Consider the following 16181-nt stretch of genomic DNA (forward strand, 5'->3'; position numbering starts at 1 on the left):
ATTGCAGCTGTTAAGGAAGTCTTACCATGATCCACGTGACCAATTGTTCCAATGTTAATATGTGGTTTATTTCTTTCAAACTTTTTCTTTGCCATTGTAATTTTGCCTCCTTTATTTCTCCAGGATTATACGCCTTTAACTTTGGCGATAATCGCTTCAGCAATACTTTTTGGTACTTCATCATAATGAGCAAAGCTCATTGAGTAGTTACCGCGTCCTTGGGTTTTTGAACGTAGGTCAGTTACATAACCAAACATTTCAGCCAGCGGCACAAATGCTTTAATGGATTGAGAGCCATTAGCGGCATCCATACCTTCAATGCGTCCACGACGTGAGTTCAAATCACCAATTACATCTCCCATATATTCTTCTGGAACAATAACTTCCACTTTCATATATGGTTCTAAAATTACAGCGCCCGCTTTCGCACAACCGGCTTTAAAGCCCATTGAACCAGCAATTTTAAACGCCATTTCCGAGGAGTCAACATCATGATAAGAACCTTCTAGGACTGTTACTTTAATGTCTACCATAGGGTAGCCAGCTAAAACACCATTATCCATAGCTTCTTTACAACCAGCACCAATTGGAGCAATGTATTCTCTCGGAATGGAACCACCAACAACTTTACTTTCGAAAATAAAGCCTTGACCTGGTTCAAGAGGTTCAATTTCTAACCAGCAATGACCATATTGACCACGACCACCAGACTGACGAACGAATTTACCTTCAGATTTTACTTTCTTACGGATCGTTTCACGATAAGCAACTTGTGGTTTACCTACGCTACACTCTACTTTAAATTCTCTAAGCATCCGGTCAACAATAATTTCTAAATGCAATTCACCAACACCAGCAATAATGGTTTGACCCGTTTCTTGATCCGTATTCACTCGGAATGTTGGATCTTCTTCTGCCAAACGTTGTAGTGCAATACCCATTTTTTCTTGGTCAGCCTTGGTTTTAGGTTCCACTGCTACAGAAATAACTGGTTCAGGGAAAACCATGGATTCAAGAATAATTTGGTTTTTGTCATCACATAAAGTATCACCAGTAGTTGTATCTTTCAATCCAACCGCAGCGGCAATATCGCCAGTGTATACTCTTTCAATTTCTTCACGATGGTTCGCATGCATTTGCAGGATACGTCCAATACGCTCTTTCTTGCCTTTAGTGGAATTATAAACATAAGACCCGGAAGAAAGTTCGCCAGAGTATACCCGGAAGAACGCCAATTTTCCTACATATGGATCGGCCATAATTTTGAAAGCCAAGGCTGAAAACGGCAAGCTATCATCTGCTGCACGTTCGTCTTCTGCGTCCGTATCAGGATTAACACCCTTAATAGCAGGAACATCAGTAGGCGCCGGCATGTATGCAACAACTGCATCTAATAGCGGCTGTACGCCTTTGTTTTTGTAAGAAGAACCACATAACACTGGAGTCATCTTGCAAGCAATTGTTGCTTTACGAATACCAGTATTAATTTCTTCTAACGTAAATTCTTCACCCTCAAGATATTTCATCATGAGTTCGTCGTCGCTTTCTGCCACAGCATCTAAAAGACCTTGACGGTATTCAGCAACTTGTTCTTGCATATCTTCTGGAATCTCAGCAGCTTCACTAAATTTACCAAGGTCATCTGTGTAAACAACCGCTTTCATTAGCACCAAGTCTACATATCCTTTGAAACCATGTTCCAAACCGATAGGCAGTTGAACCGGCACAGCGTTTGCACCCAAACGTGTTTTCATCATGTCAACAACTCGGTAAAAATCAGCACCAAGAATATCCATTTTATTCACGTATGCCATACGAGGCACACCATATTTATCAGCTTGACGCCAAACAGTTTCTGATTGCGGTTCTACGCCACCTTTAGCGCAAAATACAGCTACAGCTCCGTCTAACACTCTGAGCGAGCGTTCTACCTCTACAGTAAAGTCCACGTGTCCTGGTGTGTCAATGATATTAATACGATGTCCAGACCATTCACAAGTTGTAGCTGCTGAAGTAATTGTAATACCCCGCTCTTGCTCTTGTACCATCCAGTCCATTGTCGCAGCGCCTTCATGCACTTCCCCGATTTTGTGTACTTTCCCAGTATAAAACAGTATACGTTCAGTCGTAGTGGTTTTGCCAGCGTCAATATGTGCCATAATACCAATATTTCTAGTATTATTAAGCGAGAATTTTCTGGCCACTATCATCACTCCTTACTGTTTAAGAAACCTTTTAAATCTTACCAACGATAATGTGCAAAAGCTTTATTCGCTTCAGCCATTTTATGCGTATCTTCTTTTTTCTTAATTGTTGCTCCAGTATTATTGGATGCATCAATTAATTCAGCTGCTAATCTTTCACGCATAGTTTTTTCACCGCGTAATCTTGAATAATTCACCAACCAGCGAATCCCAAGTGACAAACGGCGATCCGCACGTACTTCGATCGGCACTTGATAGTTTGCACCACCAACACGGCGAGCACGTACTTCTAAAACTGGCATTACATTTTTCATTGCTGTTTCAAAAACCTCTAACGGATCTTTGCCGGTTTTAGCCCGGATAATATCGAATGCATCGTATACAATATTTTCAGCAACACTTTTTTTGCCATCCAGCATTACTTTATTAACAAATCGAGTAACAATCTTAGAATTGTATACTGGATCTTGCAATACGTCGCGTTTTGTAACAGGTCCTTTTCTTGGCATATTGTCCCCTCCTTTTCCAGGGTTATCTAATTAAATTTTACTTTTTAGCACGTTTCGTACCATATTTTGATCTTCCTTGGCTACGTTTTTGCACGCCAGCAGTGTCTAATGCACCACGAACAATGTGATAACGTACGCCCGGTAAATCCTTGATTCTACCACCTCTGATAAGCACAACACTATGTTCTTGCAAGTTATGACCGATACCAGGGATATAGGCAGTAACTTCAATACCATTTGTCAAACGTACCCTCGCTACTTTACGAAGTGCAGAGTTTGGTTTTTTAGGAGTAGTTGTATATACTCTTGTACATACACCACGCTTTTGAGGAGATTCCTTCAAAGCAGGCGCAGTAGATTTTTCTATAAGCGACTCTCTACCTTTACGTACTAATTGATTAATTGTTGGCATTCAATACACCCCCTTCCAAATTATCTTAGAATGATTATATAAAAATTTTACCTCAAATGTTTAAGGCAAAACATTTAACATGAGTTTGTGGTTATTTTAAAACCGCTACAGCTGCTGCACCAACTTCAATGCTGCACGCACTTCCCAATTCCGCCATCGTAAGCGTCATTTCTATTGCTATTTTTTTACGTTCACACAATATCAGCAAAGAATCTACAAAACGTTGTTCAGCATCTTTAGCAATATACACAACTTGCACCAGCTCTTTTTCAACCGCTTTGGTGACTTGTTTGACACCAACTATTTTTTTAGCAATCTTCAGCTTCTCGAGCGACATACTGTTCACTCCCTTACTTAGCAGATCAGTCATTTCTCACTGACCCTCTAATATATTATCATTACCAAAAGGTAATGTCAACAAACATATATCAATAAATTCATATTTTCTCTATATTTGCAGGCTTTTTTTATGACCACGCTACCAGGTGTTTCATTTTTTCCGTATTCTGTATTTTTTTAGACAAAAACTATTCATTTTATTGCTAACCGAAGGTAATTATATCACTTTCCAAACTTTTGTCAAAAAAAATTTAATAGGCTAAAAAATTCTTTTAAACATGTTTCAGTATTTTTACACCCTAAAATATATTTTTTCCCCATAAATAAGAGGAACTTGATTAAATACCAAGTTCCTCTTACTTATACTATTCTACTTCCACGCTTCTTGGATGAGTAAGCTTAATGTTACGATATCGGCTCATGCCAGTACCTGCTGGTATGAGCTTACCGATAATAACATTTTCTTTAAGACCAAGCAACGGATCAATTTTACCTTTAATCGCAGCCTCGGTAAGTACACGAGTTGTTTCCTGGAAGGACGCCGCTGATAAGAAAGAATCTGTCGCCAATGATGCCTTTGTAATACCAAGTAAGATAGGGCGTGCCACAGATGGCTCTCCGCCTTCTTCAATTGCCTTGGCATTTTCTTCTTCAAAGGTATTGGTATCAATGTATTCACCCGGTAGAAGTTCAGTATCGCCAGATTCCTCCGTTTTTACTTTATGGAGCATCTGCCTTACAATTACTTCAATGTGTTTATCATTAATTTCAACACCTTGAGATTTGTATACTTTTTGTACTTCATATACTAGATATCGTTGCGTAGCTTGAATACCACATACACGCAAAATATCATGTGGATTTACAGAACCTTCTGTCAGACGGTCACCGGCAATAATTTGCTGTCCATCACGAACAATAATACGTGCGCCATAAGGAATCGGATAAATACGTTCCTCACCTGCGGCAGGCACTACTGTAATCTTACGCATACCTTTTACTTCTTTTGTGTCAACAGTAGCTACACCATCGATTTCGGTAATAATAGCTTGACGCTTTGGTTTACGAGCTTCAAACAACTCTTCAACCCTTGGTAAGCCTTGTGTGATATCATCACCAGCAACACCACCCGTATGGAAAGTACGCATAGTAAGCTGTGTCCCCGGCTCTCCAATGGATTGAGCTGCAATGATACCTACCGCTTCCCCTACATCTACAGCATGCCCTGATGCAAGATTTCGGCCATAACATTTAATGCATACACCATATTGCGATTTACATGTAAGTACAGAACGAATTGATACTCTCTCACGTACAGCTACAATACGGTCTGCTAATGGTTCAGTAATGGTATCATTAATCTTCACAATGACTTCATTCGTCTTAGGATCAATAATATCTTCTGCAACAAATCGACCCACAATACGATCTTTCAGCGTTTCAATTACACCTGAACCTTCTGTAATGGCTTCCACTTCAATACCTTTAATATTGTTGTTGCGAACTTTTACTTCCCGCACATCACTTACCAATACAGCTTCAATCGCCTCTTCCGTAAGCGGCGTTTCCGCAGCTACAATTTCCTGGCCTTGACTGTCAGTAATAGCATTGGTAGTATTTTTTCCCAACATTTCGCGAATCATCGCATTTTTAAGCAACTCGCGCATCTTTTCTTCCGGTGCACCTAAGACAATCGTTTCATTAGAAGCGGCAGCATTAATATCTTCTTCCGTTGTTGTTGATAAACCGCGCAGAATGATCTCTGGTACGCCATGTTCACCAATAACACGTAAGTTCTCTTCTTCCAGCATAGTGCTGCGAGGGATAAGTATATCTGCTGTCTTAGGATCCAAAATGTCTTCTGCAAGAACTCTGCCTAATAGCGTATCCCGTAATACTTCAATGGCACCAGCACTGGATTTTGCCAATCGGGCTCTTTCACGAATCAGATTAATTCCCACAACATCACAATCTTCTTCACGAACAATTACATCTTGAGATACATCAACCAAACGACGTGTCAAATACCCAGAATCGGCGGTTCTAAGTGCAGTATCAGCCAAACCTTTACGAGCACCATGAGTAGAAATAAAGTACTCAAGAACCGTCAAGCCTTCACGGAAGTTTGCCTTAATCGGACGGTCAATAATTCGTCCTGATGGGTCAGCCATGAGTCCACGCATACCTGCCAGCTGACGAATCTGCTGGATATTACCACGAGCACCAGAGTTAGCCATCATATAAATCGGATTATAATTATCCAAATTGTTCATCATAGCTAAAGTAACATCATCTGTTGCTTTTGTCCACAACTCAATGGTCTTTTTATATCGTTCATCCTCCGTAATCAAACCACGGCGATATTGTTTATCAACGGTATCAACTCGAGACTCAGTAGTCCCTAAGATTTCCTTCTTTTCCGGCGGTATATTGATATCAGCAATGGCTACTGTCATGCCTGCACGACAAGCAAAAGCATACCCCAGCCTTTTAACATTATCAATAACTACAGCCGTTTTAGAATTACCAAATTGACGATACGTCTCAGCTACCAATTTGCCAAGCTCTTTTTTATCCATCATAATACCCAAATGCCATGCGCCATCTTTTTGGTAGAAGTAGCGGATTTCTTCAGGTAAGCTTTCATTAAAGATCAAACGTCCCATCGTAGTAGTTACCAAACCATACTTTGGAAATTTGACTTTAATTATAGCATGAAGGGACAATTCTTTTTGATGATAAGCAAGTAGTGCTTCGTTAATGTCACACATTATCTTACCTTCACCGATATCACCCTGTTTTTCCATGGTAAGATAATAGGCTCCTAGAACCATATCTTGGGTCGGTGTTACTACCGGCTTACCATCTTTAGTTGACAGGATATTATGAGCAGCTAACATCAACATGCGAGCTTCAGACTGTGCTTCTGCCGATAAAGGCACATGGACAGCCATTTGGTCACCATCAAAATCCGCGTTATATGCTGTACATACCAGCGGATGAAGTTTAATAGCGCGACCTTCTGACAAAACTGGCTCAAATGCTTGAATCCCTAATCGATGCAGAGTAGGTGCACGATTTAAAAGGACAGGATGTTCTTTAATTACTTCTTCCAATACATCCCAGACTTCTGGGCGCACTCTTTCTACCATACGCTTAGCACTCTTAATGTTATGAGCATGACCAGCATTCACTAGTTTTTTCATAACAAATGGTTTAAACAATTCTAATGCCATTTCTTTTGGCAAACCGCACTGATGCAATTTCAGTTCAGGTCCGACAACGATAACTGAACGTCCAGAGTAATCAACGCGCTTACCCAAAAGATTCTGACGGAAACGACCTTGTTTACCTTTGAGCATATCACTTAATGACTTAAGAGGACGGTTACCAGGACCAGTTACTGGGCGCCCACGACGACCATTATCAATCAGCGCATCTACAGCTTCCTGCAGCATGCGTTTTTCATTGCGCACAATAATGTCAGGAGCCCCCAAATCTAATAGGCGCTTCAAACGATTATTACGGTTAATGACTCTGCGATATAAGTCATTTAAATCAGAAGTAGCAAAACGACCACCATCAAGCTGTACCATTGGCCTGAGTTCAGGAGGAATAACTGGCACAACATCCATAATCATCCAGTCAGGACGATTACCCGATTTACGGAACGCTTCCGTTACTTCCAAGCGACGAATGGCTCTAATTTTACGCTGACCACTAACTTCCTTCAGCTCTTGCTTTAGTTCTTTAGATATTTTTTCTAAATCAAGCTCTTCTAACAGTTTTTTAACTGCTTCTGCTCCCATACCGACTTTAAAAGAACTACCGTATTTATCACGATAATCCCGATACTCATTCTCCGTCAACAATTGACGTTTCATTAGTGGTGTTTCACCAGGATCCAGTACGATATAAGAAGCAAAGTATAATACTTTTTCCAAGGAACGAGGCGATATATCTAATATCAGCCCCATACGACTTGGAATACCTTTAAAATACCAAATATGAGATACAGGTGCAGCTAATTGAATATGCCCCATCCGATCCCGACGTACTTTTGAACGAGTTACTTCCACGCCACAACGGTCACAAACAATTCCTTTATAACGAATTCGTTTGTATTTGCCACAATGACACTCCCAGTCACGAGTTGGCCCAAATATTTTTTCACAAAATAGACCATCACGTTCTGGTTTTAGAGTACGATAATTAATTGTTTCCGGTTTTTTTACCTCACCAAATGACCATTTGCGGATTTGCTCCGGAGAAGCCAATCCAATCCTCATAGAATCAAAATTATTTACATCCAACAAAGGGTTATCACTCCCTTACCCCATTACTCAATTTCCTCGTCGTCTAACTCTTCCAAGAAGTCACGCTGTGTTGGTTTTCTATCTTTACTTTTAACCTTCTTGACGGATTTTCGTCCAGGTATATCAATTTCATCTTCTAAGTCATTATCGGCTAGAGAAAATTTATCTCCATCCATTTCACCGATTTCGGCTATAATATCTAATTCTTCTTCTAGCGGCTCCATTTCATCTGGATTATCAAAATCATCCGCTAAATCTGGCTCAATCTCGCTAGCAGTGCGAGTATGATTTTCTGATGCATTATTCACTGGAACACCAATATTAAGTTCAAGTTCTTTCGCTACTTGATTAATATCTTCATCCGTGTCATCAATCATAATTTCTTGTGCATCTTCATTTAAAATTTTAACATCAAGCCCAATGCTTTGCAGCTCTTTAATTAAAACCTTAAAGGATTCAGGTACTCCAGGCTCAGGGATATTCTCTCCCTTGACAATGGCCTCATAGGTTTTTACACGCCCTACCACGTCATCAGATTTCACCGTTAAGAGTTCCTGTAAGGTATACGCAGCACCATATGCTTCTAATGCCCATACTTCCATCTCTCCAAAACGCTGACCACCAAATTGTGCTTTACCACCCAATGGCTGTTGCGTAACCAAAGAGTAAGGACCAGTAGATCGAGCATGAATTTTGTCATCAACCAAATGCGCTAATTTCAGCATGTATACCCAACCTACAGTAACCCGATTATCAAAAGCTTCTCCTGTACGTCCATCATATAAGACAGTTTTTCCATCTTCCGACAGTCCTGCTGCTTTTAAGGTTTTAAATACTTCTTCTTCGTGTGCTCCGTCAAATACTGGAGTTGCTAAGTTGATTCCAGCAATGCCAGGTTTGGGAAGCCCATGCTTATCAGAGTCATAGCCAACTTCCTTCAGGCGTTCAGAAACACCAGGAGCATTGGTTCTAATCTGCATGCCAAAAGCTGCAGCAGCCATTCCCAAATGGGTTTCCAATACCTGTCCGATATTCATACGTGAAGGCACACCCAAGGGATTTAACACAATCTGTACTGGCGTGCCATCAGGCAAGAATGGCATATCTTCCTCACGCATAATGCGAGAAACAACACCCTTATTACCATGACGCCCTGCCATTTTATCGCCTTCGGAAATCTTACGTTTCTGTGCAATATATACACGTACTAAGAAGTTCACACCAGGTGGCAATTCATCGCCATTTTCCCGGCTAAATACTTTCACATCAACAATTTTACCAGCTTCACCGTGCGGCACTCTTAAAGATGTATCACGAACTTCACGAGCTTTCTCACCAAAAATGGCACGAAGCAGTCTTTCTTCTGCGGTTAATTCAGTTTCACCTTTTGGAGTCACTTTTCCCACCAAAATGTCTCCTGGCCGTACTTCAGCACCAATTCGTATGATACCGCGATCATCAAGATCCTTTAGCACTTCTTCAGCCACATTTGGGATATCTCGAGTAATTTCTTCCGGACCTAACTTCGTATCTCTGGCATCGCATTCATATTCTTCAATATGTATGGAAGTGTAGATATCATCTTTTACAATTTTTTCACTAAGTAAAATAGCATCCTCGTAATTGTAACCTTCCCATGGCATGAATGCTACAAGTACATTAAAGCCTAATGCTAATTCTCCCTGATCGGTAGCAGGTCCATCAACCAATACCTGCCCTTTTTCTACTTGCTCACCTTTATAAACAATCGGCTTCTGATTGATGCACGTTCCTTGATTCGAACGTAAATATTTCAGCAGTTTATAGTTATCTAACGTACCACGTTCCGTGCGTACTTTAATTTCAGTAGCTGTAACCTTTTCAACTACACCAGCATTTTTAGCTAGAATCAAAACACCAGAATCTCTGGCCGCTTTATATTCCATTCCAGTTCCAATGAGTGGAGCTTGTGTTCTAAGTAAAGGTACTGCTTGACGTTGCATGTTCGCCCCCATCAAAGCACGGTTTGCATCATCGTTTTCCAAGAATGGAATCATAGCCGTAGCAATTGAAACAACTTGTTTTGGCGATACGTCCATGTAGTCAACTTTTTCAGCAGGAATAACTAGAATTTCATGCCTATGACGTACAGTAACTCTAGGCTCAACAAACCAACTATTTTCATTTAACGGTTCATTCGCCTGAGCACAAACAACTTCATCTTCTTCATCAGCTGTCAAATAACGTACTTCTTCTGTTACAACACGTTTTTCTTTATCAATTTTACGGTAAGGAGTTTCAATAAAACCAAATTCATTAATACGTCCAAAGGTTGACAGTGAACCAATAAGACCGATATTCGGACCTTCTGGCGTCTCAATTGGACACATACGACCATAATGAGAATGATGCACGTCACGCACTTCAAAACCAGCGCGCTCACGACTTAATCCACCAGGTCCTAAGGCACTCAAGCGACGTTTATGCGTAAGTTCTGCCAAAGGATTCGTCTGATCCATAAATTGCGACAACTGACTAGAACCAAAGAATTCTTTAATAGCAGCCACAACAGGGCGGATGTTAATCAATGCTTGGGGAGTAATGACATCAACATCTTGAATGGTCATACGTTCTTTTACTACCCGTTCCATACGCGACAAACCAATACGGAACTGATTTTGCAGCAACTCACCAACTGAGCGCAGGCGACGGTTACCTAAGTGGTCGATATCATCGACATTACCAAATCCATCCATCAAATTGAGAAGGTAGTTAACAGAAGCTAAAATATCTTCTCTAGTAATTGTCCGGTGGTTATAAGGTAATTCAGGATTACATAGCATTTTAACTGGTGTTCCATCTTTTAGTTTGACTTTCACTTCAATCAAAGCTTCAGTAGCAAAGACACCACTCTGATCAATTTGATCAAGAACCTTTTCATCCACGATTGTATCCGCAGGAACAATAATTTCTCCTGTTTCTGCATTTGCAATTGCCTGATACAGAGTCTTACCCATCAAACGACGGCGCCAGCCTAGTTTCTTAGTTAGCTTGTAACGTCCTACAGTTGCTAAATCATAACGTTTAGAGTCAAAAAACAGTGATTCTAACAACTGAGTAGCATTATCTACGGTAGGAGGCTCACCTGGACGTAATCTTTTATAGATTTCAACTAGAGCTTCTTCTCTGGAATTGGTGTTATCCCGTTCCAAAGTAGCTCGAACTCGTACATCATCATGAAAGAGTTCCGCAATAGCAGCATTTGAAGCGTAACCTAACGCACGAATCAATACTGTTGCTGGTAATTTTCTTGTGCGGTCTACCCGAACAGACATTACATCATTTGCATCTGTTTCGAGTTCTAACCAGGCACCACGATTCGGAATTACTGTAGAGTTATACAGTTTCTTACCTGTCGCATCGATAGTTTCATTGTAATACGCACCTGGGGAACGTACCAACTGACTAACAATTACCCGCTCTGCACCATTAATGATAAAGGTACCATTTTCCGTCATGAGTGGGAAATCGCCCATAAAAACTTCTTGTTCTTTAATTTCGCCAGTTTCACGATTAATCAATCGAACATTGACACGTAAAGGAGCAGAATAAGTAACATCGCGTTCTTTACATTCTTCAACGTGATACTTGGCTTCGCCTAATGTGAATTTTTCAAACGTCAGAACCAAATTACCTGTAAAGTCCTGAATAGGCGAAATATCATGGAAAATTTCTTGCAGCCCTTCCTTTAGAAACCAGTTATAGGAATTCTTCTGAATTTCAATCAGATTGGGCATGTCCAGTACTTCTTTGATCTTGGCATAACTATATCTGATCTTTTTGCCAACCGGAACAGGATTAAACATTAAATCCTTCACCCCTTAGCCCAAATTAAACTCTATACCTTAGCAGCACATCATTAACCATATGTATACTTATATTGCAAGTCACTTTCGCAACTCACAATATTTTGCCGCTGGTATAAAACCTTTTACATAATACAATATTGTGCAGTACATAATATAATATCATCCATTAGCAGTAAATATGAAATATATAATAAAAAACAGTTTACAGCAGTACTTTAGCCCTAATAAAATAAAAGGTTAGGCACTACAATACAAAAAAAGCAAGGTTTTTTCAGTCACGTAACAGACCTTGCATTTGTTTTTATGATGAAATATGATTTCATCCTCCATATATTACTATTTCCTACCAATCTAGATTTTATACATTGCACAATAAAAAAACATTACCCCTAAAATAAACATTCTTTGCATTGAACAATAATATCACAATAAGATCTATTAGTCAATACCTTAAATTTTAAATTCAGGAAAAAATATAAAGAGCACCACATGGGTACTCTTTATATTTTTCATTCTATAAATTAGAAAGAATAGAGAGTTATAATTACTTAACTTCTACAGTTGCGCCAGCTTCTTCAAGCTTAGCTTTGATTGCATCAGCATCAGCTTTTGCAACTTTTTCTTTAACTGCTTTAGGAGCGCCATCAACTACTTCTTTAGCTTCTTTCAAGCCAAGACCAGTGATTTCGCGAACAACTTTGATAACGTTAATTTTGCTAGCGCCAGCGTTAGCAAGAATAACATCAAACTCAGTTTTTTCTTCAGCAGCAGCACCACCACCAGCTACAGGAGCAGCTGCTACAGCTACAGGAGCAGCTGCGGAAACACCAAATTTTTCTTCTAGAGCTTTCACCAATTCGGATAATTCAAGAACAGTCATGTTCTCAATTGCTTGCATAATTTCTTGTTGAGTCATTTTAAAAAACCTCCATTAATAATTTTAATTTTTTATGCTGATTCTTTTTGTTTGCGCACAGCATCAAGCGCATATACGAATTTGCGGATAGAACCTTGAAGAACATTGACAAATCCCACAATCGGAGTTTGCATACCAGCCAAAACTTGAGCAATAAGCACTTCGCGAGCTGGCAAGTTTGCCAAAGCTTTTACGCCTTCCGCATCAATAACTTTGCCATCTAACAAGCCGGCTTTTACTTCTAATGTTTTTAATTTATGCTCTTTTACAAATTCTGAAATTACACGTGCTGGAGCAACGGGGTCTGTTTCAGAAATTGCAATTGCAGTTGGACCTTCAAGATAAACGTCCAACCCTTCAATTCCAACTTCCTTAGCAGCAATCCGTGTCATTGTATTTTTTACTACACGGTACTCTACGCCAGCTTCACGCAATTTACGACGAAGTTGAGTGTCCTGCGCTACAGTAAGACCACGATAGTTTGTTAATACAGCACCTTTTGTTGCAGAAAGTTTACCTTTCAGTTCAGAAACAACTGAAATTTTTTCTGATGTTACAGCCACTAAAATCCACCTCCTTTACAAGATTACAAAACAAAACGACCTCTCGGCATAATAAAGCCGGAGGTCGCTAATAGCAAAAGCTATAATATAATCCCCGACCTCGGCAGGCGAACATGAGAAAAACTTACATCTCAATTCGTTCATTATAGATACCTGCTGTCTACAGCCAAATTTATTTAGTTGCATTTGATCGAAGATGATACCGTCACTTCTTACTTACAATTAATTATTTCTTGCCAGAAACTTTAAGTGGATTTACTTTTACACCAGGACCCATTGTAGTACTGATAGTAATGCTACGCATGTATTGTCCTTTTGCAGCAGCTGGTTTTACCTTATTCAAGATATCAACCAATGCGTGGAAATTGTCGATAATTTTTTCATTATCAAATGAGATCTTACCGATTGGTGCATGAATATTACCAGCCTTATCAGTACGATACTCGATTTTACCGGCTTTTATTTCACTAATCGCACGAGCAACATCTAAAGTAACTGTACCAACTTTAGGATTCGGCATTAAACCTTTAGGGCCCAATACTTTACCTAAACGACCAACAGTACCCATCATATCAGGTGTAGCAACTGCTACATCAAACTCAGTCCATCCACCCTGAATTTTTGCTACAATATCTTCAGCGCCAACAAAGTCAGCACCAGCAGCTTCTGCTTCTTTTGCTTTTTCGCCTTTAGCAAAAACCAAAACAGTTTTGGTTTTACCAGTACCGTGAGGCAATACTACCGCTCCACGCACCTGCTGATCAGCATGTTTAGGGTCAACCCCTAATTTAATCGCAACTTCGATTGTTTCATCAAACTTAGCACTAGCTGTTTTTTTAGCAAGGTCTATGGCTTCTTCAGTTTCATATAACTTATTTGCTTCAATCAGCTTCGCAGCTTCTTCGTATTTTTTACCATGTTTTGGCATATCAAAAACTCCTTTACGATTGTGGTTTAACGGAAAATCCTCCCACACTAACATCCGACTGTCTTAAACCTACCATCTGCGTCGTTGCTCCTGTGGTCGTTCCCTACGACGTACGTTAGTATGTCTGCGGTCACGTCCTCGTCGCGTCTAGCATCTGGCAGCTTTAAGCCAGTCTTTGGCAATTTAGAAAAGCCAAAGACTAATCAATGATGTCAATACCCATGCTACGGGCAGTGCCTTCGATCATACGCATAGCAGCTTCTACAGAAGCAGCGTTAAGATCTTTCATTTTTGCTTCAGCAATTTCGCGAACTTTGTCACGAGATACTTTAGCAACTTTTTTCTTGTTTGGTTCGCCTGATGCAGTCTCAATACCAGCAGCTTTCTTAAGAAGAATAGGAGCTGGAGGAGTTTTGGTAATGAAAGTAAAGGATCTATCTTCGAACACGGTAATTTCTACCGGAATAATCAAACCAGCTTGCGCAGCGGTTCTTTCGTTAAAGTCCTTAACAAACGCCATAATATTCACACCAGCTTGACCGAGCGCAGGGCCGACTGGAGGCGCCGGAGTTGCTTTACCAGCAGGAACTTGTAATTTTACAAGTTTTATAACTTTCTTAGCCATTTTACTTACACCTCCTTATATGCATAATGTGGTTTTGCGGGTATAGTACCCTCCCACTTAAGGTCATAAAGTTTTAATTTAAACCTTATTTAAACTTTCTCAACTTGAGAAAAATCTAATTCTACCGGTGTTTCCCGTCCAAACATATCAACAAGCACCTTTAGTTTGCTACGGTCGTGGTAAATTTCAAGCACCTTGGCTGTCCAATTCTCGAAAGCTCCAGAAGTAATACGAATAATTTGAGCAACTTCAATATTTAGCTTCGGCTTAAGCTCTTCAATGCCCATCGATTTTAAAATGTTTTTCACTTCGGCATCAGTAAGCGGGATAGGTTTAGTACCAGAGCCAACAAAACCTGTAACACCTGGCGTGTTGCGCACAACATACCATGATTTGTCATTGACAATCATTTCTACCAGAACATATCCAGGGAAAACTTTTTTCTTGGTAATCTTTTTCTTGCCATCTTTCATTTCAACTTCATCTTCCATAGGTACTACAATCCGAAAGATTTCATCTTCCATACCCATGGAATGGACTTTGCGTTCCAGATTAGCTTTTACTTTGTTTTCGTAACCAGAATATGTATGGATTACATACCAATTTTTTTCAGATTCCATTACTTCAGGGACGCCTATTACGTCCCCACCCCCTTAGCCTACTTGATAATCAAATGTAATATTTGAGTAAACACAGCATCAATTGCCCATATCAAACCGGCAACCAATAATACAGCGACAAATACCACTCCTGTATTAGAGATAAGCTCTTGTTTGGTAGGCCAAGATACTTTTTTTAATTCAGCTTTCACTTCACGAAAAAACTTTTTCCAACGAGAAGGGCTCGTTTGAACTGCTGTTTCTTGGGCAACCATTTTTTCACATCCCTGTCTTGTACTGCTAATTCAAGCATTAAAGACCAACTGGCAGGGGCGGCAGGAATCGAACCCGCAACCAACGGTTTTGGAGACCGCTACTCTACCAATTGAGCTACACCCCTACTTACGAAATTACAATTATTTCGTTTCTTTGTGTAAAGTATGTTTTTTGCAAAACTTGCAATACTTATTGAATTCTAATCTATCTGGGTCATTTTTCTTGTTTTTATTGGTTTGATAATTACGTTGCTTGCAATCAGTACATGCTAACGTTACGGCATTACGCATCCTGTACACCTCTCTTACCTGTAAATATGACATCATTTTGAAATGCCACTAATATAATCTAGCACACTTACATCAGCCTGTCAATACCAGATGTTCACTATACTAGTGGAAAATATTATGATATCAAGACAATAAAATAAAACAGGGAAAAACCCCTGTCTTATAACTATATCCATTTATTGAAATTTTATACGTTTCCCTGTGATATGTCAAGGTAAAAGAAATTTCATTTTACCAGCACACTCTACAACTGAGCTAAAAGAAAGAAAGCCTGAGCACTGCTCAAAGCTTTCTTTTTCTTACGCTTCAATCGCAGTAACTACGCCAGCGCCAACAGTACGGCCACCTTCGCGAAT

At 39.9% G+C, this 16181-nt stretch carries 14 protein-coding genes, 1 tRNA gene and 1 other annotated feature; all 15 genes read right to left on the reverse strand.

The annotated features are described in order from the left end of the window. A partial coding sequence (locus BMZ99_RS26080; RefSeq protein ID WP_139214846.1) for a GTP-binding protein occupies window positions 1-95 on the reverse strand: 95 nt, incomplete at its 3' end. Window positions 96-125: 30 nt separating this feature from the next. Further along, the gene (gene fusA / locus BMZ99_RS24225; protein WP_090944117.1) at window positions 126-2204 is read right to left on the reverse strand and encodes an elongation factor G; all 2079 of its coding nucleotides are present in this window, start codon (window positions 2202-2204) and stop codon (window positions 126-128) included. A 38-nt stretch (window positions 2205-2242) separates the two neighbouring features. Next, complete coding sequence (gene rpsG / locus BMZ99_RS24230; protein ID WP_007937795.1) at window positions 2243-2713, reverse strand: 30S ribosomal protein S7; 471 nt, start codon at window positions 2711-2713, stop codon at window positions 2243-2245. A 37-nt stretch (window positions 2714-2750) separates the two neighbouring features. Beyond that, a complete protein-coding gene (gene rpsL / locus BMZ99_RS24235) occupies window positions 2751-3125 on the reverse strand; it encodes a 30S ribosomal protein S12 (RefSeq protein WP_007937796.1) in 375 nt (124 codons plus the stop codon). A gap of 91 nt (window positions 3126-3216) precedes the next feature. Next, window positions 3217-3495, reverse strand: a complete 279-nt coding sequence (locus BMZ99_RS24240; RefSeq protein WP_090944120.1) for a ribosomal L7Ae/L30e/S12e/Gadd45 family protein — start codon at window positions 3493-3495, stop codon at window positions 3217-3219. Between the two features lie 334 nt (window positions 3496-3829). Continuing rightward, window positions 3830-7780: a DNA-directed RNA polymerase subunit beta' gene (gene rpoC / locus BMZ99_RS24245; RefSeq protein WP_090944123.1), complete on the reverse strand. Its 3951-nt coding sequence runs from the start codon at window positions 7778-7780 to the stop codon at window positions 3830-3832. A gap of 23 nt (window positions 7781-7803) precedes the next feature. Then, entirely contained in the window at window positions 7804-11625 is a 3822-nt protein-coding gene (gene rpoB, locus BMZ99_RS24250; RefSeq protein WP_090944126.1) for a DNA-directed RNA polymerase subunit beta, read from the reverse strand. A gap of 547 nt (window positions 11626-12172) precedes the next feature. Further along, complete coding sequence (gene rplL, locus BMZ99_RS24255) at window positions 12173-12544, reverse strand: 50S ribosomal protein L7/L12 (RefSeq protein ID WP_090944129.1); 372 nt, start codon at window positions 12542-12544, stop codon at window positions 12173-12175. Window positions 12545-12576: 32 nt separating this feature from the next. Then, on the reverse strand, window positions 12577-13107 hold the full coding sequence (gene rplJ / locus BMZ99_RS24260) for a 50S ribosomal protein L10 (protein ID WP_090944132.1): 531 nt from the start codon (window positions 13105-13107) through the stop codon (window positions 12577-12579). Window positions 13108-13128: 21 nt separating this feature from the next. Further along, window positions 13129-13291: a sequence feature (ribosomal protein L10 leader region), on the reverse strand. Between the two features lie 42 nt (window positions 13292-13333). Beyond that, window positions 13334-14035 (reverse strand): 50S ribosomal protein L1, encoded by a 702-nt coding sequence (gene rplA, locus BMZ99_RS24265; RefSeq protein WP_090944135.1) that lies wholly within the window; start codon window positions 14033-14035, stop codon window positions 13334-13336. A gap of 199 nt (window positions 14036-14234) precedes the next feature. Then, the gene (rplK, locus tag BMZ99_RS24270) at window positions 14235-14660 is read right to left on the reverse strand and encodes a 50S ribosomal protein L11 (RefSeq protein ID WP_007937816.1); all 426 of its coding nucleotides are present in this window, start codon (window positions 14658-14660) and stop codon (window positions 14235-14237) included. A gap of 89 nt (window positions 14661-14749) precedes the next feature. Next, window positions 14750-15280 (reverse strand): transcription termination/antitermination protein NusG, encoded by a 531-nt coding sequence (gene nusG / locus BMZ99_RS24275; protein ID WP_090944138.1) that lies wholly within the window; start codon window positions 15278-15280, stop codon window positions 14750-14752. 38 nt (window positions 15281-15318) lie between these two features. Beyond that, window positions 15319-15534: a preprotein translocase subunit SecE gene (secE, locus tag BMZ99_RS24280; RefSeq protein WP_090944141.1), complete on the reverse strand. Its 216-nt coding sequence runs from the start codon at window positions 15532-15534 to the stop codon at window positions 15319-15321. Window positions 15535-15583: 49 nt separating this feature from the next. Beyond that, a tRNA-Trp gene (locus BMZ99_RS24285) sits at window positions 15584-15659 on the reverse strand. Between the two features lie 16 nt (window positions 15660-15675). Next, on the reverse strand, window positions 15676-15825 hold the full coding sequence (gene rpmG, locus BMZ99_RS24290; RefSeq protein ID WP_007937822.1) for a 50S ribosomal protein L33: 150 nt from the start codon (window positions 15823-15825) through the stop codon (window positions 15676-15678). Window positions 15826-16181 lie beyond the last annotated feature (356 nt).

Source organism: Pelosinus propionicus DSM 13327, assembly GCF_900114615.1.
Lineage (GTDB): Bacteria > Bacillota > Negativicutes > DSM-13327 > DSM-13327 > Pelosinus > Pelosinus propionicus.